This is a genomic window from Loktanella agnita, from assembly GCF_046640325.1.
Classification (GTDB): domain Bacteria; phylum Pseudomonadota; class Alphaproteobacteria; order Rhodobacterales; family Rhodobacteraceae; genus Yoonia; species Yoonia agnita.
This window is the reverse complement of the sequence record NZ_JBJMBF010000007.1, coordinates 160,790-183,666: the sequence shown is the minus strand read 5'-3', so window position 1 is coordinate 183,666 and position 22,877 is coordinate 160,790. Positions and strand designations below refer to the sequence as shown.

Below are 22,877 nucleotides of genomic sequence, written 5' to 3'. Positions count from 1 at the left end.
CATTTGAATGGCGAATCCTTGTGTATGTTCTGTTAATGTTCCATTCTGCCATTGGAACTTTCGGCGACGCGTCTTAAATGCATGGCAACCGTAGTGAGGATGGCTGATGTCAGAATTGAAGAACATCGAAGTGCGTGGCGCGCGCGAGCATAATCTGAAGAATATCGATGTGGATATTCCCCGTGATCAGCTTGTCGTGATTACCGGATTGTCCGGATCGGGCAAATCATCGCTCGCCTTCGATACGATCTATGCTGAAGGGCAGCGCCGCTATGTGGAATCGCTGTCAGCCTATGCCCGCCAGTTTCTTGATATGATGGAAAAGCCGGATGTGGACCATATCAGCGGTCTGTCCCCGGCGATTTCTATTGAGCAGAAGACGACATCGAAAAACCCCCGGTCGACGGTGGGGACCATTACTGAGATTTACGACTATCTGCGGTTGCTTTTCGCCCGCGCGGGCACGCCGTTCAGCCCGGCCACCGGTCTGCCGATTGAGGCGCAGCAGGTGCAGGATATGGTGGATCGCGTCATGGGGATGGAGGAGGGAACCCGTGGCTATCTGCTCGCCCCGATCATCCGTGACCGCAAGGGCGAGTATCGCAAGGAGTTTCTGGAGCTGCGCAAGCAGGGGTTCCAGCGGGTGAAAGTTGACGGTGAATTCTACGAGCTGGATGAGCCGCCGACGCTGGATAAGAAGTTCCGTCACGATATTGATGTGGTGGTGGACCGGATCATTGTTCGCGATGGGCTTGAAACGCGTTTGGCCGATAGTTTTCGAACTGCACTGGATTTGGCCGATGGGATTGCGGTGCTGGAAACTGCCCCAAAGGAGGGCGATCCGGAGCGGATCACTTTTTCCGAAAATTTCGCCTGTCCCGTCAGTGGCTTCACCATCCCCGAGATTGAGCCGCGCTTGTTTTCGTTCAACGCGCCTTTTGGGGCCTGTCCATCGTGTGATGGGTTGGGGGTGGAACTGTTTTTTGACGAACAGCTCGTTGTCCCTGATGTGACGCTGAAGATTGCGGATGGTGCATTGGCGCCTTGGCGCAAAGGCAAATCGCCTTATTTCTTGCAGACGATTGAGGCGATTGCGAAGCACTATGGCTTTAACAAGAACGCCCGCTGGAAAGATCTGGACCCGAAGGTGCAGCAGGTGTTTTTGCGCGGCTCTGGCAAGGAAGAAATCAAGTTCCGCTATGATGAAGGCGGTCGCGTGTATCAGGTGGAGCGTGTGTTCGAAGGCGTGATCCCGAATATGGAGCGCCGCTATCGCGAGACGGACAGCAATTGGATCCGCGAGGAGTTTGAGAACTATCAGAACAATCGTCACTGCGGCACCTGCGGCGGGTATCGCCTGCGGGCTGAGGCACTGGCCGTCAAGATCGGCGGGCTGCATGTGGGGCAGGTCGTACAGATGTCGATCCGGGAAGCCTATGAGTGGTGCCAATCGGTGCCTGAAAGCCTGACCGCCCAGAAGAACGAGATCGCTCGCGCGATTCTGAAGGAAATTCGCGAGCGGCTGGGGTTTTTGAATAATGTGGGTTTGGATTACCTGACGCTGTCGCGCAATTCCGGCACTTTGTCGGGTGGCGAAAGCCAGCGTATCCGGTTGGCCAGTCAGATTGGGTCGGGCTTGCAAGGTGTGCTTTATGTGCTGGATGAACCATCCATTGGTTTGCATCAGCGCGACAATGATCGCTTGCTGACCACGCTGAAAAACCTGCGCGATCAGGGCAATACGGTGATCGTGGTGGAACATGATGAAGAGGCGATCCGCGAGGCGGATTATGTCTTTGATATTGGTCCGGGGGCTGGCGTGCACGGTGGTCAGGTTGTGGCCAAGGGCACCCCGCAAGAGATCATGGCGAATGAGGCGTCGGTGACGGGGCAATATCTGGTGGGCTCGCGCGAAATCGCCGTGCCTGCGACGCGCCGCAAGAAAACCAAGAAAAAGCTGACGGTGGTGAAGGCCACGGGCAATAATTTGCAGAATGTCACCGCAGATTTTCCGCTGGGTGTGTTCACTTGTGTCACTGGCGTATCGGGCGGCGGGAAATCCACGCTGACGATTGAGACGCTGTTCAAGAACGCTTCGCAAAAGCTGAATGGTGCGCGCCAGACGCCCGCCCCTTGTGAGACGATCAAGGGGTTTGAGCATCTGGACAAGGTGATTGATATCGACCAGCGCCCGATTGGCCGCACGCCGCGGTCGAATCCTGCGACCTATACCGGTGCCTTTACCCCGATCCGCGATTGGTTTGCCGGCCTGCCAGAGGCCAAGGCGCGCGGGTATAAGCCGGGGCGGTTTTCGTTCAACGTTAAGGGTGGCCGGTGTGAGGCTTGTCAGGGCGATGGTGTCATCAAGATCGAGATGCACTTTCTGCCGGATGTCTATGTGACCTGCGAAACCTGCAAGGGTGCGCGCTATAACCGCGAGACGCTGGAGATCAAGTTCAAGGGCAAGTCCATCGCCGATGTGCTTGATATGACAGTGGAAGATGCGCAGCAGTTCTTTACTGCCGTGCCGTCGATCCGTGAAAAGATGGATGCGCTGATGCGCGTGGGTTTGGGCTATATCAAGGTGGGACAGCAGGCGACGACCCTGTCAGGCGGCGAGGCGCAGCGGGTGAAACTGTCGAAGGAACTGGCGAAACGGTCCACGGGCCGGACGCTCTATATCCTCGACGAACCGACGACGGGTCTGCATTTTGAGGATGTGCGCAAGCTACTGGAAGTGCTGCACGAGTTGGTAGATCAGGGGAATTCGGTGGTGGTGATCGAGCACAATCTCGATGTGATCAAGACCGCCGACTACCTGATCGATATCGGTCCCGAAGGCGGCGATGGCGGGGGCCGCATCGTTGCGAAAGGGACGCCGGAACAGGTGGCAGAGGTCGAAGAAAGCCACACCGGTCGTTATCTGAAAGAGATGCTGGCACCGCGTAAAGTGGCGGCAGAGTAGCCGGTTTTAACCGTGCCGCATCATTTTCGGCGTGGGGTTTGTGACGGCTTTCCATTGCTCTGCGCGTGCGCGACCATTTTGTTTGGCCATATAAAGTGCTTCGTCGGCGCGGTGTAGGATTTCTGTCATATCGAGGCAGGATTGCGTGCGCACCCAACCGGCGGAGAGTGTAACGTGGATCGGCGTATCCTCCGTCTTGACGATAAAATTGCTGGTTAGCCCATTGATCAACGCCGCGGCGATTTCTTCGTTTGTAGTTGGTGCGTGAAGGGCGAATTCTTCACCCCCTATACGCGCAACCAGCCCGTGTTCCCCAACTCGGGCTGCGATTTCTTTTGCAACGCTTGCCAGCACCTGATCACCGACCGCGTGGCCATAGGAATCGTTGATTTTTTTGAAGTGATCAATGTCGAGTAAGGCCAGATGTCCGGGATCCTCGGCGTTGACAAGATCAAAGAAACCCCGCCTGTTGGCTAAACCTGTGAGTAAATCGGTGCGGGCCAAGCGGCTTAGCTGGCGTTGCAGATGCACCATCCGCTTGGTCAAATACATCCCAAAACCAAACAGCGGCGATGCGACGAGTGTGACAACAACAAAATACTCTGCTGCCGAGCGCCGGTTTTGCAGGAGCAGCAGATATTCGACTGCCATGGTCAAAAGCGTTGTTAGGATGCTGAGAAAAAGGAGCTTCCACAGTGCATCGAGTACGGAAGAGGGGTTGAGCAGATATGTCGCGACGTACGGTAGTCGTTTCAACATCTGATCGGGCCCTACGCATAGTATCTCGTCGCAAGGGTAGCCCGAACAGTTTAACGAACACTTGCGTTGGGTTTGTCTCTATGCGGGCGCGGCCCGGTCAGCCCTTGTTCGCGGTCCGTCCGCGTGTTTGGAATCGCGGAAGCATGGCGGAAAAGTCGCGGCCCTTGCCATCCTCTTTTTCGACGAATTGCGCGTAGAGATCGCGCGCTGCCTGTCCCATTGGTGTGTCTGAATCTACGGCTTCCGCTGCCATCTGGCTGAGGTTCAGATCTTTAAGCATCAATTCTGCCGCAAAGCCGGGTTTGTAATCGTTGTCTGCTGGCGAATTCGGCCCGATGCCCGGAGCGGGGCAGTAGGCATTCATCGACCAACTTGAACCCGATGACGTGCTGACCACGTCGAACATTGCCTGCCGACCCAGCCCGAGCTTGTCGGCCAGCACGAAAGCCTCGCAGGTGGCGATCATGGTGACCCCAAGGATCATGTTGTTGCAGATCTTGGCGGCCTGACCATTGCCTGCGGGACCGCAATGCACCGCCTTCTGCCCCATGATGTCGAAGAGCGGTTTGACGGCGGCAAAGGCCTCCTCCGACCCGCCTGCCATGAAGGTCAGCGTGCCCGCCTGCGCCCCGCCGATCCCGCCAGAGACCGGGGCGTCGATGGCTTGCAGCCCGTGGCTATCGGCCTGCGCCGCGACGGCGCGTGCGCTTTCCACATCGACCGTGGAGCAGTCGAGATGCACCGCGCCGGGTTTCATCACCGCGTGGATCTCTGCCACGACGCTGCGCAGGATGTCTCCGTTCGGCAGCATGGTTATGACCACGTCCGCATATTTTGCAGCCGCCGCAGCGCTGTCTGTCATGGTGATGCCGTCCGGTTTCGCAACCGTGTCATAGCCGGTCACGTCGTGAGTCTTCGCAAGATTCGTCGCCATGGGCGCGCCCATGTTCCCAAGCCCGATAAAACCGATTTTCATGTCTCATCCTCCCATTGCAGTGCCGCGTCCCCCAGCGGCGCGGTCATGGCCGCGATTTCCGAAGCAGGCACCTCTTGCCAGCTTTGATGCCGCCAGCGTGGGTTCCGATCCCGGTCGATGATCGCGGCCCGAATGCCTTCGATGAAATCACCCTGTTCCGCGCAGCGATAGGTGTAGCGAAATTCATGGTCGAGTGCGGTGCGGATATCCGGCTGTTCCCGGACCGCGCGGATGATGTCCAGAGTGACTGTCATTGCGAGCGGCGCGTTCCGCTTGAGTGCGGCAAGTGCCTGCTTGGCGAATTCGAAATCTGAGTTTGCCAGAGATTCTCCGATTTCGATCATCGATGATCGCGAGAAGTGTTGGTTCAGCTCAACCTGATTAGCAAATATTGCGCCATCCCCCGGATGCTCATCGAATGCGCCGATTGCCGTAAGTTCGCCGGTGTTGATAAGATCATTCTTCACTGTGTCCCATTCCCTTTCCGGAATGAAACAGTCGGCGAATCCAGCGTATATCGCATCCGCCGGGCCCATTCGGGCGCCCGTTGTTCCCAAGTATTCACCCAACCTACCGGGCGCGTTGGCAAGGATAAGGGAACCGCCCACATCCGGCACCAGCCCGATAGAGCATTCCGGCATCGCGATCCGGCTGCTGTCACATACGATCCGGTGGCTGGCATGGCAGCCGACACCGACCCCGCCGCCCATGGTGAACCCGTGCAGAAAGCTGACAATCGGCTTGGGGTAGCGGGCCAGTTTCGCGTTCAGCCGGTATTCATCGCGCCAGAACCGCTGGCCGTAGTCGTATTCCTGACGCTGTGAGCTGGCATACATTTCGGCAATGTCGCCCCCGGCGCAGAAGGCTTTGTCGCCAGCCCCGTCGATGATGATCAGCTGTATCGCGGAATCGCTGCGCCATTCGTCAATCGCCGCTTCGATTGCTAGACACATGTCCCATGTCAGCGCATTGAGCGCAGCAGGCCGATTGAGGGTGATATGCCCGGCTTTGCCGGTTTTACGGATAATGATATCGTTCATGGTGCCCCCGGAGGTGGAGGTCCCGGATCGTGGTCCGGGACTGCGACGGTCAATGGATCATATGTCGCGCGGTGATCAATCGCATGATTTCATTGGTCCCTTCGAGGATTTGGTGCACCCGCAGATCGCGCACGATCTTTTCGATCCCATAATCGGCAAGGTAGCCGTAGCCCCCATGCAGTTGCAGGCATTGGTCGGCGACCCGACAACCGACCTCTGTCACCAGTTTTTTGGCCATGGCACAAAATTTTGTTGCGTCCGGTGCGCCTGTATCCAGTTTCCACGCGGCTTGGCGTAGGAACGTCCGGGAGGATTGCAGTTCTATTTCCATATCGGCCAGCCGGAACTGGAGCCCCTGAAACTGGTCGATGGGTTTGCCGAAAGCTTTGCGGTCTTTCATGTAGGCCAGCGTCTGGTCGAGTGCGGATTGTGCTGCACCGAGCGAACAAGCGGCAATGTTGAGCCGTCCGCCGTCAAGCCCGGCCATCGCGTATTTAAAGCCCTGACCTTCGGTGCCCAGCAGGTTGTCCGCAGGGGTCTGGCAGTCATCCATTTGTACTTGCCGCGTGGGCTGGGACCGCCAGCCCATCTTATCCTCTAGCCCGCCGAAGCTAAGCCCGGGCGCGCCGTCTTCAATCAGGATTGCGCTGATCCCTTTTGCCCCGTCCGCGCCTGTTCGCGCCATGACGATATAGGCGTCGGAGTAGCCACCGCCGGAGATGAAGGCTTTGGTTCCGGTGAGCGCGTAGCCCGCATTGCTGTGGATTGCCTTGGTTTTGAGCGCAGCCGCGTCCGAGCCGGAGCCGGGTTCAGTCAGGCAATAGCTTAGAAGGCTGTCCATGCTGAGCGCCTTGGGCAGAATACGCGATTTCATGCTGTCGCTTCCATAAGCGTCGATCATCTTGGCGCACATGTTGTGGATCGACAAGAAGGCCGCGACTGAGGCGCAGGATTGTGATAGCGCTTCGAAAACCAGTGTCGCATCGAGGCGGGTGAGATTGGCGCCGCCCATATCTTCGCTGACATAGAGCCCGCCGAAACCCAGCTCTGCCAGCTTGGGCCAGAGCGTTTTGGGGATAGTGCCGTCCCTTTCCCATTGGCGAGCATAGGGCGCGATTTGCTCGGCCCCGAAGGCCTGCGCCATATCGAAGATTGCTGATTGTTCCTCGGTCAGAGAAAAATCCATGATGCCTCCCTCACGCATGAATTGAACGCTTGTTCATATTGTTGAGGTGTTTGTTGTGTTTGGCAAGGGGATAGGTCATCAGTGGATGCTATGATTGACGGAGGCAAAGCAATTGGCACGTGAGAAAACAAAATTCGGCATCGGGGTTATCACGCACCGGCGGGCCGATATGTTACGAGCCCTTTTGCTGAGTCTTGCCGACATGGCTCTGCCTGACGATGCGGAATGTCAAATATTAATCGCGGAAAATGATGATGCGCTTTCGATTGAACCGCTTATTTCTGAGCTGGCTGAGACCCTTCCTTTCGAGGTGAAATATCGCTTGGAAACGGAGCGCGGCATTCCATTTGCGCGCAATTGCGTGTTGGATATGGCGATCGAAAATGACTGCGATTTCCTGACTTTCGTCGATGATGATGAGACAGTTTTACCAGATTGGCTGGTCAACCTTTATACTGCAATGTCGAAACGGGAACTTGATCTTGTGGGTGGGCCAATCATCTATGATCCACCTGCGGGCATTGATCTGACGTGGCAGCAGGCTGCTGTGCTTTACGAGCTCCGGCGGCGGGCGGCAAAGGCGTATGCGCTACGCGAGGCGGAAATCGGAAATCCGCGCGAGGCGGAATTTGGGATTTATACGAATAACTGGATGGTACGCATTGCCGCTTGCACCCGGTTGGGCGTTCGGTTCGACGAAGCGCTTCGTTATTCGGGTGGCTCTGACACGAAGTTTTATGCTGATTTTTCCGCCGCTGGCGGGCGGACCGGGTGGGCCCCAGACGCACGGGTGCGCGAGGTTTGGCCGCTGCACCGTCTGACATTTAAGTACTATTTTCGGCGGTGTCGCGATCAGGAAACTGCGCGGCGGATCAGGACAGCGAAGGAGAAATCCAAGATCGCGGCGCTGGTCATGCTTGGATACGGAATCTTGCGCGCGTTGGTCTTTACAATACTGGCACCATTCACGCGCCTGCGTTCCGGTGCTGTTGCAGCGCGTGCAATGGGCAAGGGTGTCGGCCGGGTCAAAGCGGCCTATGGTCGGAATAGTGATTTATACCACCCGGATAAAAATGGCTGATCTTTTTATGAATTGGTTATTTTTATCGGTGCATAACCATCGGAACAGCAAGGGGTTGTTTCGTGGCGCAGCAAAAAATTGGTGTGATTGTCATTCATGGTGTGGGGCTTAAGGGCCAGAAGCGCCCGACAAACAGTTCTGAACTGACATTTTCCAGTGATATGGCCCGTCGCGTGCGGCGTAAACTGGGGGCGAAGGCCGCGAATCTTGCTTGGCGAGAGGTCGTCTGGTCGGATATTTTGCAAAAACGTCAGCAGGCTTTTTTTGCGGATATTCGGGATAAGACAAGCACCGACGCTGCGCGCGCCTTTGTCATGTCGGCTATGTCTGATGCGGCTGCATATCGTAAGACGGCCGATGGTGCGGCGGCTGTTTATGAGCAGATTCATGTGCGTGTTGAAATGACGATGCGCGATATGGAAGCCGATATCGGCCGCGATGGACCGGTGTTGATACTGGCCCATTCTTTGGGCGCGCATATTGTTTCGAACTATATCTACGATTTGCAGCGATTTATGGGACGGACGGGGTCCGGTCGTTTCGGGTCTCCATTGCAGGACATGCGTACTGTGGCGGGGCTGATGACCTTTGGCTGCAATATACCGGTGTTTTTGTTTGCTCACCGGCAGGAAGAAATCATGCCCATTGCCTATCCGGGTGCGGATTTGCCAGAAGACGCGCAGATCATGACATGGTGGCAGAATTTCTATGACAAGCAGGATATTCTGGCCTACCCGATGGGGCCTGTGGCCCCGTGCTATAGCCAGATGGTGTCAGAGCGCGCCTTGCGGGATGTTCCGATCCATCTGGGTCGCCCGGTTGCGCAAGGCTGGGATCCGTTGTCGCATGGGTCGTATTGGGATGATGCTGAATTGATTGCGCCCGTTGTACATTACATTAACAAGATGATGGATGGATCGCCCGATAGATGAACGATTCCTTGCGGCGGTATCGTTGGAGGCCGATGTTGGAAGCCACATGCCGACTTCTGATGCACAGTGGAAGGCAGTGAAGAATATTTGCAGGTGACGGGGCAGTTTCCCACCCCGTCTTTGCCGTTATTCCATCACGGGGATGGAAAATTCGCCGCCTTCTTTGATGCCTGAGGGCCAGCGTGACGTGACCGTCTTGGTCCGCGTATAGAATTTAAACGCGTCTGGACCGTGCTGGTTCAGGTCGCCGAAGACCGATTTCTTCCAGCCGCCAAAGGTGTGATAGGCCAGTGGCACCGGGATCGGGACGTTGATGCCGACCATGCCGATATTGATCCGGTTGGCAAAATCGCGCGCGGCGTCGCCGTCGCGGGTAAAGATTGCGGTGCCGTTGCCATATTCATGGTCCATCGCGAGGCTGAGCGCCTCGTCATAGCTTTGCGCCCGCACGCAGGACAGGACCGGGCCAAAGATTTCCTGTTTGTAGATATCCATGTCCTTGGTGACCCGGTCGAACAGATGCGGCCCGACAAAGAAGCCGTCTTCGTAGCCTTGCAGCTTGAAATCGCGCCCATCCACGACAAGGTCAGCCCCTTGGGCCACGCCGCTTTCGATCAATTTAAGGATGTTCGCCTTGGCGGCGGCGGTGACAACGGGGCCGTAGTCGACGTCATTGCCTGATGTATATGGACCGACTTTCAGTTTTTCGATCCGTGGCACCAGCTTTTCAATTAGGCGGTCGGCAGTTTCATCGCCTACGGGTACAGCGACAGAAATCGCCATGCAACGTTCGCCTGCGGCACCATATCCGGCCCCGATCAGCGCGTCGGCGGCTTGGTCCATGTCGGCGTCGGGCATGATGATCATGTGGTTTTTGGCGCCGCCGAAACACTGCACCCGTTTGCCGTTGGAACAGCCGCGCCCATAGATGTATTCGGCGATGGGGGTTGACCCGACAAAGCCGATGGACTGGATCACGTCATGATCTAAGATCGCATCGACGGATTCCTTGTCGCCATTGACGACCTGGATGATGCCTTTGGGCAGGCCTGCTTCTTCCAGCAATTCGGCCAGCATCAGTGGGACGGAGGGATCGCGTTCGGACGGTTTGAGGATGAATGCATTGCCGCAGGCTATGGCGGGCGCGAACATCCACATTGGAATCATGGCGGGGAAGTTGAAGGGGGTGATGCCCGCAGTGACGCCGAGTGGCTGCTTCATCGAATACATGTCGATGCCGGGGCCGGCGCTGTCGGTAAATTCACCTTTGAGCAGTTGCGGCGCACCAATGCAGTATTCTACGACTTCCAGCCCGCGCTGCACGTCGCCCTTGGCATCGGGGAGGGTCTTGCCGTGTTCGCGGCTGAGCGCCTCTGCCAGTTTGTCCATATCGCGGTTCAGCAGGCCGACAAAGGCCATCATGACCCGCGCCCGGCGTTGCGGGTTCACGGCGCCCCATGCGGGCTGCGCTGCTTGTGCGATGTCAACAGCCTGTGCCAGTTCGGCGGCATTGGCCAGCGGGACCTTTGCCTGCACCTCTCCTGTGGCGGGGTTCATCACATCTGCAAAGCGCCCGGATGTGCCTTTGACATGTGCGCCGTTGATGTAGTGGGTCAGTTCTTGCATCGGGTCCTCCATTGGTTGTGGTGACTATAGGCTTGCGTTTTTTGGTGGAAAAGAAGAATTTCCCCAAACCAGTTTTGCAAAAATGCAGGTATGTGATGAACAATTGGGACGACATGCGGGTGTTTCTGGCTGTGGCACGCGCAGAGAGCCTGACGGGTGCTGCGCCGGTTCTACAGATGGATCCGGCCACGCTAAGCCGCAGGATCGCCCGGCTGGAACATGCTTTGGGGGCGGTGCTGTTTGTCAAAAGTCCGCAGGGGTATGCGCTGACCGATTTGGGTGAGCGGATGCGCGACCGGGCCGCAGAGGCAGAGTCGCATTTGTCGCTGGCCTTTGATGAAGGGCAGGGCGCGTCGGCGGCGCTGAGCGGGCAGATCAGGATTGGCGCACCGGATGGCGTGGCCAATTTTCTGCTGCCGCAGGTCTGTGCGGCGATACAGGCGGACAATCGGGAGCTTGAGGTGCAGGTGCTGGCGCTGCCCCGTGTCGTTAACCTATCGCGGCGCGAGGCGGATATGGCGATTACGGTCAGCCCGCCTGCGGCGGGGCGGTTGAGCGTCGATAAGATCACCGATTATCATTTGCACTTGGCGACACGTGCTGATGAACCAGCGATTGAAACACTGGCTGATCTGCGTGGGCGCGCCATTGTCGGCTATATTCCGGACATGATTTTTGACAAGGAATTGGACTATCTGGGCGCGCTGGGGAAGCAAGGTGTGCATCTGGCGTCGAATTCTGTTGCCGTGCAGTTGCAGATGATCCGGCGGGCGGGGGTCGGGATTGTGCATGACTTTGCCTTGCCGTTCGCGCCGGAGCTGCGCCGGGTGTTAACCGATCAGATTTCGCTGACGCGATCTTTCTATTTGGTTCGCCATGCATCTGACCGTCAATCGGACCGGTTGAGCCGTTTTGCCGATGCGTTGACCAGTGGGTTACAGGCAGAGGTTGTGCGACTGGAGCGAATAGCACGCTTGACAGGCGGTGCCTTGATTTGAGACGCTGAAATTCATGGCGCAATTTGAAGGAGCCGGATGATGATCGTTTCTCAAATCCTTAAGTCAAAGGCCGATATCGGTGTGATTTCTGTCAAGCCGACAGATTATACACGTGATGCGATCAAGCTGCTTTCCGACAATCGGATCGGGACAGTGGTGGTGTCTGCTAATGGTGATACGCTGGATGGTATCCTGTCGGAGCGTGACATTGTCCGCGAGATGGGCAAGCGCGGGACAGCCTGTATTGATGAGCCTGTTAGCAGCATCATGACAACGAAACTGGTGACATGTAGCCCATCTGACAATGCGCTGAACGTGTTGGAAATGATGACCAATGGCCGTTTTCGTCACCTGCCGGTGATGCAGGATGGCGCGATGATTGGTTTGATTTCAATCGGTGATGTGGTCAAGGCGCGTTTGTCTGAGCTGTCGATGGAAAAGGATGCGCTGGAAGGCATGATTATGGGCCATTAGCCCTGCTTGCAATTTCCAGCGTAATATTGTTGCTTGGGCGCGAAGCAAGACACGAGGTGCACCATGCGCGTAGGACTTTACCCCGGCACCTTTGATCCGGTGACGCATGGCCATATCGACATTATTCGTCGCGCCTGTTCTTTGGTTGATCGCTTGGTTATTGGGGTTGCGATCAACCGCGACAAAAAGCCGTTGTTTTCATTGGAAGAACGGGTGGCGATGGTCCAGTCAGAATGTGTTCCGCTGGGGGCCGCGAGCGGCTGTGATGTTGTCGTACATCCGTTCGAGAATCTGTTGATTAACTGTGCCCGTGATGTAGGGGCAGGGGTCATTATTCGCGGTCTGCGCGCGGTGGCTGATTTTGAATATGAGTTCCAGATGGTGGGGATGAACAGGTCGATGGATAACTCGATTGAGACCGTATTCCTGATGGCTGATGCGAAGAATCAGGCGATTGCATCAAAACTGGTCAAGGAAATCGCCCGGCTGAATGGCAATGTGTCGAAATTCGTCACGCCATTGGTCAATGACGCGCTGCAGAAAAAGTTCACAGGCTGATGTAGCGGCTGCTTTGCAGCCACTTGTTCGCCGCATCCGCACGATGTGCATCCGTTAGCCGTAGATCGCTTTTGATGCCACTTCGGCAGCGTCTTCGCGGAACATTCCCAGATCAATGGCGATATCAGCGGGCATATTTTGCAGTTCACCCTTGAGCCGGTGGTAAGCCATGCGTTTTTGGATGGCGGTGCGAACGGTGTTGAATGCAGTCATTCTATATATCCTTCGTAGGTCGTCGCGTCTTGTCTTGAATATCGAAGATAGGGATGCTGCGCTGCAGCACAACTGCGATACCCGTGAAGCCGGCATGCGTAGACAGCATGGCGAAATACATATTTTGTTCACAAAAAAGCCGACCCGCGAGGGGTCGGCTTGATTCTTGCGCATTTAATGTTGGTCAGATCAGCTTGCCCATGGCGACGGCGGTGTCGCTCATCCGGTTGGAGAAGCCCCATTCGTTGTCGTACCATGTCAGGATGCGGACCATGTTGCCGTCCAGCACCTTTGTCTGATCAAGGTGAAAGACCGACGAATGCGGGTCGTGGTTAAAGTCAGAGCTGACAAGCGGCAGGTCTGTGTAGCCGAGAATGCCTTTGAGCGGGCCGTCGGCCGCTGCGATGATTGCTGCGTTGACCTCTTCCACTGTCGTGGCTTTCGATGCTTCGAAAGTAAGGTCCACGACGGAGACATTTGGAGTGGGGACGCGGATCGCGACGCCGTCCAGTTTGCCGTTGAGTTCGGGCAGCACCAGACCCACGGCCTTGGCGGCACCGGTGGATGTGGGGATCATTGACAGGGCCGCAGCGCGCGCCCGGTAGAGATCCTTGTGCATCGTGTCCAGCGTCGGCTGATCGCCGGTGTAGCTGTGGATTGTCGTCATGAAGCCTTTGGTGATCCCAATGGCGTCGTTCAGAACCTTGGCGACCGGCGACAGGCAGTTGGTCGTGCAGGAGGCGTTGGAAACGATGGTATCGTCACTTGTCAGCGTTTCGTGGTTTACGCCATAGACGATTGTTTTGTCAGCATCTTTGCCGGGGGCAGAGATCAGAACCCGCGATGCGCCGTTATCGAGGTGCGCTTGGCAGGCTTCTTTGCTGGTAAAGATGCCGGTGCATTCCAGCACAACGTCAACATGCCCCCAAGGCAGGTCGGCGGGGTTGCGGATTGCGGTTACCTCAATCGGGCCGCGACCGACATCAATGGTGGTTTCAGTGGTGGTGACGGTCGCGGGAAAGCGGCCATGCACTGAATCGAAGCGCAGCAGATGCGCGTTGGTTTCAACCGGACCCAGATCGTTGATGGCGACCACTTCGATATCGGTGCGCCCGCTTTCGATGATAGCCCGCAACACGTTGCGGCCAATTCGGCCAAATCCGTTGATGGCGACTTTGACGGCCATGTTCGTCCTCCTGATGGGATCAATGTTAGCGCCAACATTGCGATTTATCGCAAAAGGTCAACTCCTGTTCACTTAGCAGCGTCAGCGCCAGAATGCGAGATATTCGGTGAGTGCAACGAACTTACGCGCCAGAAACAATAGCACATCCGCTTCGATCACGAAAATGTCGAGCGCGATGAAGCCGATGATAAAAATACCGAGTATGATGGCGAGCGTGTTGGTCATTTCGTGGGTGTAGCGCGGGTACGGCGGATTGGCAAAAGACATTGCGCTATTATTTGCGGCCCGTTGGGGCTGGCGCATGTCAAATGCGTCGTTGTAGTGGGCCTATTGACGATGCGTAAGGGTTGATGAAAAAGGTTTGTTGATGTCATTTGACATAGTGTGGCCAGGGTATCTGGTTATGAGTTTACGGTTACAGCCGACGTCAGACCTGTGGGTTTGTAACAGGATTGGATTATGATCAGAGTTCTCTATTTCAGTACGGCTGAAGCCGAGCTTGTCCCGGCAGATGTGGATAACATCGTCAGTGTGGCGCAGGAGTGTAATGCGAAATTCAATATTACCGGTGCGTTGACATTCAACGGTCGTAATTTTTGCCAGGTGCTGGAGGGCGAAGAGAAACACATTCGCGTTTTGCTGGACAATATCGCAGCTGATTCCCGGCACAGTGGTTTCAAGATTATTGATGAAAAGCAGGTAACCGAACGGCATTTTGCCGATTGGTCGATGCTTCGCGTGGATGGGCTGGATTTCAGCACTGTTATCAACGCGATGAATGCCTGAGTTGTAAGCGGGCAGCTGCCACTTTGGGATGTAAAAAAGGCGGCCCCCGTGAAAGAGGCCGCCTTAATATCCTGCGCAGTGAACGAGGGCCGTTTGCCCCTGATTACTTCAGCAGCGCTTTGACCTTTGCAGCGGTATCAGCCGCGGTGATGCCGAATTCTTCGAACAGACGTTCGGCAGGTGCAGAGGCGCCAAAGCCCGGCATGCCGACGAAATCGGCTTTTTTGGCATTGCCGCGCTCACCAAAAAGCCATTGATCCCAGCCAAGCCGCACGCCTGCTTCGATTGCGACACGCACGGGTCCGGCGGGCAGAACCCGGCGGCGGTAGCTTTCGTCTTGTGCGGCGAAGAGTTCCCAGCAGGGCATGGATACGACACGGGTGCCGATGCCGTCGGCCTGTAGCAGGTCGCGCGCTTCCAGCGCGGTGGCGACTTCCGAGCCGCTGGCCATCAGGATTGCCTGACGCTTGCCTTCGGCCTCTGCCAGAACATAGGCTCCTTGCGCGGTCAGGTTCTTATTCTTGTGCTCTTTCCGCACGGTGGGCAGGCCTTGACGGGTCAGGCTGAGCACAGAGGGCGCTTTCGTCGCAGTGAGTGCGATTTCCCAGGCCTCGGCTGTTTCCACCGTATCGGCAGGGCGGAACACGTTCATGTTGGGGGTCGCCCGCAACATGGCCAGATGTTCGACCGGCTGGTGCGTCGGGCCGTCTTCGCCCAGACCGATGCTGTCATGGGTCATCACATAGGTGACCGGCACGCCCATCAGCGCCGACAGTCGCATCGCGCCGCGCGCATAATCGGTGAAGCACATGAACGTCCCGCCATAGGGTCGCATACCGCCATGCAGAGCGATGCCGTTCATTGCGGCGGCCATTCCGTGTTCCCGCACACCGTAATAGATGTAGCGTCCCTTGCGGTTTTCAGGGGTGAAAATGCCGAGATCGCTGGTTTTGGTGTTGTTGGAGCCGGTCAAATCCGCCGAGCCGCCGATGGTTTCCTGCATCACCGGGTTGATCACCTCAAGCACCATTTCAGAGGATTTGCGGGTCGCGACCTTGGGCTGGCCTTCGGTGACTTGTTTTTTCAAAGCGCGGATCGTGGCGCTGAGCCGCTTGGGCGCTTCGCCTGCGTAGGCGCGGTTGAAATCGGCCTGTTTGGTGGCCGAGAGCGTCGCGAAACGGCTTTCCCAATCTTTCCGTGTCGCTTCGCCGCGTGCGCCGATGGCTTCCCATTGCGATTTGACGGCTGCTTCGACCTCAAATTCGCCGAGGGGTGCGCCATAGGCTTCTTTTGCGGCTCTGAGCTGATCCGCGTCGGTCAGGGCGCCATGCCCTTTCGACGTGTCCTGCGCGGCATGGCCGAGGGCGATGTGGGTTTTGCAGGCGATCATTGACGGGCGCGGGTCTTGCTTGGCCGCTGTGATGGCCGCATCAATCGCTTCGGGGTCATGCCCGTCGATGGATTGGACATGCCAGCCAGAGGCCGCAAAGCGCGCGGGCTGGTCGGTGATATCGGCCATGTCGACGGTGCCGTCGATGGTGATGTTATTATTGTCAAAGAAAACAACAAGCTGACCGAGCTTTTGCATCCCCGCCAGACCGATGGCTTCCTGGCTGACGCCTTCCATCAGGCAGCCGTCACCCGCCATGACATAGGTATAATGGTCGATGATCTTCTTGCCCCAAGTGGCGCGCTGCACTTCCTCGGCAATCGCGAAGCCCACGGAATTGGCGATGCCCTGACCCAGCGGGCCTGTCGTGGTTTCGATCCCGCGGGCATGGCCATATTCGGGGTGGCCTGCGGTGCGTGCCCCCCATTGGCGGAAGTTCTTGATCTGATCGAGCGTGATGTCTTCATATCCGGTCAGATACATCAGCGCATAAAGCAGCATGGAGCCGTGCCCCGCCGAGAGGATGAACCGGTCGCGGTTTGGCCAGTCAGGGACTTTCGGGTCGAAGTTCAGGTGCTTTTCGAACAGCACGGTTGCCACATCGGCCATCCCCATGGGCATGCCGGAGTGACCGGAGTTGGCGGCGGCGACCGCATCAAGCGTGAGGCTGCGGATGGCTGTGGCTTTTTTCCAGTGATCGGGGTGTGCGGTGCGCAGGGCTGCAATATCCAAGGTAGGTTTGTCCTGTTCAGAAAGGTGGGTTTTTTCCTTGCTTAGCCTCATATCAGGCCCTTTCTTGAGATCAAGCATGCAGGCTAAGCTATTCAATTTCTTGCCACCCCGCGGTTTGCGGGGGGCAGGGGGATCGCTTAGGTTAATAACGGATAGATACGATTCGGCACAGGCCGGATCATTTTCGGCGCGGGCGGGGGCTGACCGCAGCGTTTGCAATTGCTGCCGCGCGGTGGCGAAAGGACGGTCGGATGAGTGAAATAGGTGAACTGGAAAGCCGGATCACAGCGGCGCTGGATCGGATCAGGCAAGGGCTTGATGCTCAGATGTCCGGGGCGCCGGAACAGGCGGATGATGCGGCGCTGGAGGCAGAACGTGCCACCTCTGCTCAGCTGACCGAAGATTTGCAGGCGATGCAGACTGCCTATGATAGCGTTACGGCGCAATTTGAAGCACAGAAGGCGCAGATGGCGCTACTGGATGCTGAATTGCAGTCGCTGCGTGCATCGAATGTGCAGCTTCGTGATATGAATACGGCTTTGCGCGAGGCGGTGACAGAGGGGCTGGCTCCTGAGCTTCTGGACAAGGCAATCGCGGCTGAGGTAGAGGCGTTGCATGCACAGCGGTCCGCTGATGCGGCTGAGATTGATGCCATTCTGACTGAATTGACACCCTTGATCGAGGAGCCCGCCAATGCCGCAGGTTGAGATTTCTATCGGGGGCCGCAAATTTGAAGTGGCCTGTCAGGAAGGCGAAGAAAATTTCCTGCATTCCGCTGCGGCGATGCTTGATCGGGAGGCCGCGCATCTGTCTGAGCAGATTGGCCGGCTGCCGGAATCCCGGATGCTGCTGATGGCGGGACTGATGCTGGCCGATAAGACCGCCGGGCTGGAGGAGAAACTGCGTGCGGCCGAGGCTGATGCGGCGGAGAGCCGCGCGCAGCCCGCACCAGAGGCTGAGCGCATTGAAGTGCCTGTCGTTCCTGCTGGTCTGAGCGATACTTTGGCCGAAATCGCCGCCCGTGCAGAGGCGCTGGCCGATCATGTGGAGCAGAAGAATAGTTAAGCGCATGTTCTGGGCCGGGATCGTGGCCCTGACGGCAAATGCGGCGCAGGCGGAAATCCGTGCGCTGACATATATGTGCGAACGCGGCGTCGAAATTCCCGCCGTCTATGTCAATCACAATGATGAATTGGCGGTAGTTGTGTTGTGGGTTGAGGGGCGCATGATCACCCTTGAACGCGCGCCCGCCGCATCGGGTGCGCGTTATCAGTTCCCGAACGATGGGTCCGGATACATCTGGTGGTCGAAAGGCAGTGAGGCCACGCTTGGGTGGTACTACGCCGAGACTGGCGAAGAGGTGACCCTCTACGCCTTTTGTTCTGCCGGTTGATCCGGTTTAGCCGTTGGCTTCGCGGATTTTGTCAGCGGCGTCTTTGTCAAATGTCACACCGTTTTCGGCAAAAAGCGTATCCAGTTCGCCCGACAGGGTCATTTCAGTGATGATATCGCAGCCGCCGACAAATTCACCCTTTACGTAAAGCTGGGGGATCGTAGGCCAGTCGGAATAATCCTTGATACCCTGGCGGATACCGTCATCAGACAACACATTGATGTCGTGATAATCGACGCCCATGAAGTTCAGTACCCCGGCCACCCGCGAGGAGAACCCGCATTGCGGCATGGATTTCGTGCCTTTCATGAACAGTACGACGTCATTCTTGCTGACGGTGTCCTTGATCTGGTCTTGAGCAGTCATGTTTCCGTATCCTTCAGTCTAGGAACCAAAGTCTGACACAGACTTTGGCGGCAAATTTTGTGCCAAAATTTGGGGTCAGTCCGGTGCCTTGGTGGTCAGGCCGAGCGCGTGGATTTCGCCGCTATCGACCTTGGGCTTGATCACAGCCATCACGGCGCGTTGTTGCTGGATGCGGTTCATCCCGCGAAAGCTTTCGTCGATGACCAGTCCTTGGAAATGAACGCCATCATCCCCCTGGATTTCGATGGTCGCGTCCGGGAAGCTTTCGCGCAGCAGCGCTTCGATTTCATGGGCCGAAATAGGCATGCAAGTTTCCTTGTTACTTTGTTCTTAGATAGGCTGACGCAGCACACACTGCAACCGGGGCTAACATTGGTTTGAAGATGCAGCCCGGTTGCGCTGGTGTCAGGCCACAGCGTCGGCAAAAGCGCTGCGGAAAATTTGTGCCAGTTCGGCAAGCGGTGCGCTGTGGCTTCCCAGTGTGATCTGATCCCCGCCGACCTTGCCGACGGTGGTCAGTGTCAAGCCTGCTTGGTTGGCTGCGATCATCAGCGCCTCTGCCTGATCGAAATTGCACGCGACCAGATAGCGCGCCTGATCTTCGCCGAACAGGGTAGGGGTGTCTTCGGCGTAAAGCGTGATACCAACGCCCGCCTCTTCAGCCAGCTCGAATGCAGCAAGGACAAGCCCGCCATCGCCCAGATCCGTGCAGGCCCGGATGGTGCTATGATTGGCGCGAATGAAGTCGCCATGCGCTTTTTCGGCTGCCAGATCGACGTTGGGTGAATCGCCGTCGGCGCGCCGGTAAACCTCTGCCAGCAGGGCGGATTGGCCCAGATGGCCGGTTGTTTCGCCCAAAAGCAGCAGCAAATGCCCTTCGCGGATTTGTCCGGTGATCATGTGATCGGGCGAAGAGATCAGCCCTACCGCCCCGATTGTAGGAGTGGGCAGGATGCCGACCCCGTCTGTTTCGTTATAAAGCGAGACATTGCCCGAAACGATGGGCATATCCAGCGCCTTGACTGCTTCGCCGATGCCTTGGATGGCGCCGACGAATTGCCCCATGATTTCTGGTTTTTCAGGGTTGCCGAAGTTCATGTTGTCGGTTGTCGCAAGCGGGGTTGCCCCGACGGCGGTCAGATTGCGGTAGGCCTCGGCCACCGCTTGCTTGCCACCTTCGACCGGGTTCGCCTTGACGTAGCGCGGTGTGACATCGCTGGTGAAGGCGAGCGATTTTTCAGTGCCGTGCACCCGAACGATGCCCGACCCGTGACCGGGTGTGCGTGCGGTGTCGCCCATGACCTGCGTGTCATATTGTTCGTAGACCCACTGTTTGCCTGCGTAGTTGGGGCTGCTGATCAAAGCCTTCAACCCGTCAATCGGGTGCACGCCGGGGATGTCTTCGAGCTGTTCGGCGGCGGGTGTTGGTTCCCATGGCCGGTCATATTCCGGGGCGGAGCCGGAGAGGGTTGCCAGTGGCAGATCCGCTTTCACCTCGTCATTATGGACGACGATAAACCGATCCTCGGCGATGGTCTCACCAACGATGGCGAAATCCAGATCCCATTTTTCGAATACGGCGCGTGCTTCGGCCTCAAGCTCTGGCTTGAGCACCATCAGCATGCGTTCCTGCGATTCAGACAGCATCATTTCATAGGCTGTCATATTGGCTTCGCGCTGGGGCACCGCGTTGAGGTTCAGTTTTACACCTAACCCGCCCTTGTCGCCCATTTCGACAGCAGAGCAGGTGAGCCCCGCAGCCCCCATGTCTTGGATAGAGATCACCGCGCCGGTCGCCATAAGCTCCAGCGTGGCTTCCATCAGCCGTTTTTCGGTAAAGGGATCACCGACCTGTACCGTTGGGCGCTTTTCCTCGATCGTGTCGTCGAATTCGGCAGATGCCATGGTCGCGCCGCCCACACCGTCGCGCCCGGTTTTGGCGCCAAGGTAGACGACCGGCATGCCGATGCCGGAGGCGGCAGAGTAGAAAATCTTGTCAGCGTCGGCGAGCCCCGCCGCGAAGGCGTTGACCAGACAGTTGCCGTTATAGGCCGGATCGAACCGGACTTCGCCCCCGACCATAGGCACGCCAAAGCAATTGCCATAGCCGCCGATCCCTTCGACGACGCCATTGACCAATTGTCGGGTCTTGCGGTGCGACGGATCGCCGAAGCTGAGCGCGTTCATGGCGGCGATGGGGCGCGCGCCCATGGTGAAAACATCCCGCAGGATACCACCTACACCGGTCGCAGCACCCTGATATGGTTCAATATAAGAGGGGTGATTGTGGCTTTCCATCTTGAAGACCACCGCTTGCCCGTCGCCGATATCGACCACGCCTGCATTCTCGCCGGGGCCGCAGATGACCTGTGGCCCTTCGGTGGGCAGGGTGCGCAGCCATTTTTTGGAGGATTTATAGGAACAATGTTCGTTCCACATGGCAGAGAAAATGCCGAGTTCGGTGAAGCTTGGTGTGCGACCGATGATTTCGAGAATACGGTCGTATTCGTCGGGCTTTAATCCGTGACTTGCGATCAGGTCGTTTGTGATAGTTGGCTCTGTCATGATCATCCCCGGCTAGTTGAGGGTGTCATACAGAGGCGAAGCCTGGGGTGAAAGTCGCAAAATGCTGTGACAGGTGGCATGTTACATGCTGGTTGTCTGTGCATCTGGGTTTTACGAAGAAAGAGCGCCCGACTTTTCGGGTAATATTTGATCATGTCGCGCCCGGTTGTATATGGTGAGGCGGCCCGCCGGGTCGGTCGCCGCCTCTGGGTGGTGGATCAGGACAGCTGCTGTGCGAGCTGCGCGCTGCTGAGGTTCAGCAACATCTTGCCTTCCTGTGCGGAGGTCGGCACCACGTTGAAGTGCACAACGTCATGCTGAATTGGGAAGCTGTCGACCATTTCCACCTGGATCATGACGCGGCGGCCATCGACGTCTGAACTGCGGGTGACAACACCGACCAAGACACGATCATTCGTCCAGACGCTTGTGCCGATCAGTTGCAGGCTGCCATTCTGGTTTGCGATAACGGGTAGCTCCATGGAACGAACGCCACCTGAGGCCAATATATTGCCGCCTCCATCAACGTTCATATCGGTGCCACCACCTGAACCGCCACCATTTGAATTGCCGCCGCCTGTGCTGCCGCCTCCGGCATCTGCAACATCATCGCCTGAATTTCCAATGCCGACATCGACGCCAAGTCCGCCCGAGGAGCCACCTGATCCGCCTCCGGTTGAGACGTTGGCGCTCACGGAGGGGGCGTTACCGCCAGACCCGCTATCGTTGTTGCCACCGACATTCGCGCTTGCGGAAGTTTTCCCGACGTTGGCATTGACAGAAATGCCGCTATCGCGGTCGAGTGAGACACTAGCGCCCAAGTCGAGTGCAAATGAGGGGGAGGTGGGTAGCAGCAAAATGATGGCTGCACTAAAAATACTGTTCTTTTTCATAACTTGTTCCCTTGTTACACGACTACAAACTGAATGTTGAGTTGCGCTGTCTGAGAAGGTGTCCAGCTATTTCAACATCATGAATACAACTAGGATACCACATTAGGGCAAAAATAAGGCAACGCCACTTGTCGAGAGCGGCTGGTCGTGTCACCGCGGTTCATCAGTAAAATTTGTTATCGCTAACGAGGTGGTGCGGGGGTAGCTGCAAATGTGGCCGCTTCGGACCTATGTGGTGAATGCACGCATTGGGTGTGTTTGCAGTAAATACAGGGGGTTAACGATAGAATGTTGATCTAAACGTGGATTTATTTTGAGAGCTGAATAAATTGTGTAATTATGCCAATATGATCAGTGATTTTTTATTGAGAGGTCGCTGCAAAAAATTTTGAAAATATTAACAAAAAACCGGGCATAGCGCCCGGTTTTTTGCGAATCGTATGGTTTTTGAGTGTTAGAGGCTGTCGATAAAGCTGTCGACTTCACGCTTGGCCTCTTCCTTGGACTTGCCGTATTTCGCCTGGATTTTGCCTTCCAGTGCTTCACGGTCGCCCTGAACCTGATCGACTTCGTCGTCAGTCAGTTCGCCCCATTTGGACTGTACGTTACCTTTGAACTGTTTCCAGTTACCTTCAACTTGATCCCAATTCATGACGTGCTCCTTTCACGTTGTGTTCATGTGGTGTCAACGCGCCGCTGATCACTAAGTTCCGTGGTGAAGGAGGGGCTGAAAGAAAAAAGCCGGGCGCGAGGCCCGG

General features: G+C 56.8%; 24 protein-coding genes. 10 read left to right on the top strand and 14 right to left on the bottom strand.

The window, feature by feature from the left end; genetic code table 11:
- Positions 1–106 precede the first annotated feature (106 nt).
- Positions 107–2,965: an excinuclease ABC subunit UvrA gene (gene uvrA, locus ACJ5NV_RS10240; protein ID WP_411643579.1), complete on the top strand. Its 2,859-nt coding sequence runs from the start codon at positions 107–109 to the stop codon at positions 2,963–2,965.
- A gap of 6 nt (positions 2,966–2,971) precedes the next feature.
- Here the strand turns inward: uvrA and ACJ5NV_RS10235 are convergent, their stop codons facing one another.
- The 4 genes from ACJ5NV_RS10235 to ACJ5NV_RS10220 all read right to left on the bottom strand — a co-directional run bounded on the left by ACJ5NV_RS10235 (position 2,972) and on the right by ACJ5NV_RS10220 (position 6,926).
- Positions 2,972–3,724, bottom strand: coding sequence for a GGDEF domain-containing protein (locus ACJ5NV_RS10235; protein ID WP_411643578.1), 753 nt, complete (start codon positions 3,722–3,724; stop codon positions 2,972–2,974).
- Between the two features lie 97 nt (positions 3,725–3,821).
- The gene (gene mmsB / locus ACJ5NV_RS10230; RefSeq protein ID WP_411643577.1) at positions 3,822–4,700 is read right to left on the bottom strand and encodes a 3-hydroxyisobutyrate dehydrogenase; all 879 of its coding nucleotides are present in this window, start codon (positions 4,698–4,700) and stop codon (positions 3,822–3,824) included.
- The gene (locus ACJ5NV_RS10225) at positions 4,697–5,740 is read right to left on the bottom strand and encodes an enoyl-CoA hydratase/isomerase family protein (protein WP_411643576.1); all 1,044 of its coding nucleotides are present in this window, start codon (positions 5,738–5,740) and stop codon (positions 4,697–4,699) included. Before ACJ5NV_RS10225 ends, mmsB begins: the two co-directional genes overlap by 4 nt.
- A gap of 49 nt (positions 5,741–5,789) precedes the next feature.
- The gene (locus ACJ5NV_RS10220; protein WP_411643575.1) at positions 5,790–6,926 is read right to left on the bottom strand and encodes an acyl-CoA dehydrogenase family protein; all 1,137 of its coding nucleotides are present in this window, start codon (positions 6,924–6,926) and stop codon (positions 5,790–5,792) included.
- 94 nt (positions 6,927–7,020) lie between these two features.
- On the opposite strand from ACJ5NV_RS10220, the gene ACJ5NV_RS10215 reads away from it, so the two are divergent.
- Both ACJ5NV_RS10215 and ACJ5NV_RS10210 read left to right on the top strand, forming a co-directional pair.
- The gene (locus tag ACJ5NV_RS10215) at positions 7,021–8,007 is read left to right on the top strand and encodes a glycosyltransferase family 2 protein (RefSeq protein WP_411643574.1); all 987 of its coding nucleotides are present in this window, start codon (positions 7,021–7,023) and stop codon (positions 8,005–8,007) included.
- 62 nt (positions 8,008–8,069) lie between these two features.
- Positions 8,070–8,939, top strand: coding sequence for a hypothetical protein (locus ACJ5NV_RS10210; protein WP_411643573.1), 870 nt, complete (start codon positions 8,070–8,072; stop codon positions 8,937–8,939).
- A 126-nt stretch (positions 8,940–9,065) separates the two neighbouring features.
- Here ACJ5NV_RS10210 and ACJ5NV_RS10205 read toward each other — a convergent pair whose 3' ends face one another.
- Positions 9,066–10,565, bottom strand: a complete 1,500-nt coding sequence (locus tag ACJ5NV_RS10205; protein WP_411643572.1) for a CoA-acylating methylmalonate-semialdehyde dehydrogenase — start codon at positions 10,563–10,565, stop codon at positions 9,066–9,068.
- 95 nt (positions 10,566–10,660) lie between these two features.
- On the opposite strand from ACJ5NV_RS10205, the gene ACJ5NV_RS10200 reads away from it, so the two are divergent.
- The 3 genes from ACJ5NV_RS10200 (at position 10,661) to coaD (ending at position 12,595) form a co-directional block, all read left to right on the top strand.
- On the top strand, positions 10,661–11,563 hold the full coding sequence (locus tag ACJ5NV_RS10200; RefSeq protein WP_411643571.1) for a LysR family transcriptional regulator: 903 nt from the start codon (positions 10,661–10,663) through the stop codon (positions 11,561–11,563).
- A gap of 39 nt (positions 11,564–11,602) precedes the next feature.
- Positions 11,603–12,037: a CBS domain-containing protein gene (locus tag ACJ5NV_RS10195; RefSeq protein WP_411643611.1), complete on the top strand. Its 435-nt coding sequence runs from the start codon at positions 11,603–11,605 to the stop codon at positions 12,035–12,037.
- A 63-nt stretch (positions 12,038–12,100) separates the two neighbouring features.
- The gene (coaD, locus tag ACJ5NV_RS10190) at positions 12,101–12,595 is read left to right on the top strand and encodes a pantetheine-phosphate adenylyltransferase (protein ID WP_411643570.1); all 495 of its coding nucleotides are present in this window, start codon (positions 12,101–12,103) and stop codon (positions 12,593–12,595) included.
- 54 nt (positions 12,596–12,649) lie between these two features.
- Here coaD and ACJ5NV_RS10185 read toward each other — a convergent pair whose 3' ends face one another.
- The 3 genes from ACJ5NV_RS10185 to ACJ5NV_RS10175 form a co-directional block, all read right to left on the bottom strand.
- A complete protein-coding gene (locus tag ACJ5NV_RS10185; protein WP_411643569.1) occupies positions 12,650–12,808 on the bottom strand; it encodes a hypothetical protein in 159 nt (52 codons plus the stop codon).
- Between the two features lie 184 nt (positions 12,809–12,992).
- Positions 12,993–13,994, bottom strand: a complete 1,002-nt coding sequence (gap, locus tag ACJ5NV_RS10180; RefSeq protein WP_411643568.1) for a type I glyceraldehyde-3-phosphate dehydrogenase — start codon at positions 13,992–13,994, stop codon at positions 12,993–12,995.
- A gap of 81 nt (positions 13,995–14,075) precedes the next feature.
- The gene (locus ACJ5NV_RS10175) at positions 14,076–14,297 is read right to left on the bottom strand and encodes a hypothetical protein (protein WP_411643567.1); all 222 of its coding nucleotides are present in this window, start codon (positions 14,295–14,297) and stop codon (positions 14,076–14,078) included.
- A gap of 156 nt (positions 14,298–14,453) precedes the next feature.
- On the opposite strand from ACJ5NV_RS10175, the gene ACJ5NV_RS10170 reads away from it, so the two are divergent.
- Positions 14,454–14,780, top strand: a complete 327-nt coding sequence (locus tag ACJ5NV_RS10170) for a BLUF domain-containing protein (protein WP_411643566.1) — start codon at positions 14,454–14,456, stop codon at positions 14,778–14,780.
- A gap of 103 nt (positions 14,781–14,883) precedes the next feature.
- Here ACJ5NV_RS10170 and tkt read toward each other — a convergent pair whose 3' ends face one another.
- Positions 14,884–16,902, bottom strand: a complete 2,019-nt coding sequence (gene tkt, locus ACJ5NV_RS10165) for a transketolase (RefSeq protein WP_411643565.1) — start codon at positions 16,900–16,902, stop codon at positions 14,884–14,886.
- Between the two features lie 251 nt (positions 16,903–17,153).
- Here tkt and ACJ5NV_RS10160 point away from each other — a divergent pair, with 251 nt between their 5' ends.
- Genes ACJ5NV_RS10160 through ACJ5NV_RS10150 form a run of 3 tightly spaced genes read left to right on the top strand, consistent with a single transcriptional unit; the run spans position 17,154 to position 18,295 of the window.
- Positions 17,154–17,609: a hypothetical protein gene (locus ACJ5NV_RS10160; protein WP_411643564.1), complete on the top strand. Its 456-nt coding sequence runs from the start codon at positions 17,154–17,156 to the stop codon at positions 17,607–17,609.
- Positions 17,596–17,967, top strand: a complete 372-nt coding sequence (locus ACJ5NV_RS10155; RefSeq protein WP_411643563.1) for a cell division protein ZapA — start codon at positions 17,596–17,598, stop codon at positions 17,965–17,967. The genes ACJ5NV_RS10160 and ACJ5NV_RS10155 overlap by 14 nt, the downstream gene beginning before the upstream one ends.
- Before the next feature lie 4 nt (positions 17,968–17,971).
- On the top strand, positions 17,972–18,295 hold the full coding sequence (locus ACJ5NV_RS10150; protein WP_411643562.1) for an MliC family protein: 324 nt from the start codon (positions 17,972–17,974) through the stop codon (positions 18,293–18,295).
- A gap of 6 nt (positions 18,296–18,301) precedes the next feature.
- Here the strand turns inward: ACJ5NV_RS10150 and grxD are convergent, their stop codons facing one another.
- The 5 genes from grxD to ACJ5NV_RS10125 form a co-directional block, all read right to left on the bottom strand.
- Positions 18,302–18,661 (bottom strand): Grx4 family monothiol glutaredoxin, encoded by a 360-nt coding sequence (gene grxD / locus ACJ5NV_RS10145; protein ID WP_411643561.1) that lies wholly within the window; start codon positions 18,659–18,661, stop codon positions 18,302–18,304.
- 75 nt (positions 18,662–18,736) lie between these two features.
- The gene (locus tag ACJ5NV_RS10140; RefSeq protein WP_411643560.1) at positions 18,737–18,967 is read right to left on the bottom strand and encodes a BolA/IbaG family iron-sulfur metabolism protein; all 231 of its coding nucleotides are present in this window, start codon (positions 18,965–18,967) and stop codon (positions 18,737–18,739) included.
- A 99-nt stretch (positions 18,968–19,066) separates the two neighbouring features.
- Complete coding sequence (gene purL, locus ACJ5NV_RS10135; protein WP_411643559.1) at positions 19,067–21,226, bottom strand: phosphoribosylformylglycinamidine synthase subunit PurL; 2,160 nt, start codon at positions 21,224–21,226, stop codon at positions 19,067–19,069.
- A gap of 218 nt (positions 21,227–21,444) precedes the next feature.
- Complete coding sequence (locus ACJ5NV_RS10130; RefSeq protein WP_411643558.1) at positions 21,445–22,119, bottom strand: hypothetical protein; 675 nt, start codon at positions 22,117–22,119, stop codon at positions 21,445–21,447.
- 454 nt (positions 22,120–22,573) lie between these two features.
- Positions 22,574–22,771 carry a CsbD family protein gene (locus ACJ5NV_RS10125; RefSeq protein WP_411643557.1) on the bottom strand — a complete coding sequence of 66 codons (198 nt, stop codon included), beginning with the start codon at positions 22,769–22,771 and terminating at the stop codon, positions 22,574–22,576.
- Positions 22,772–22,877 lie beyond the last annotated feature (106 nt).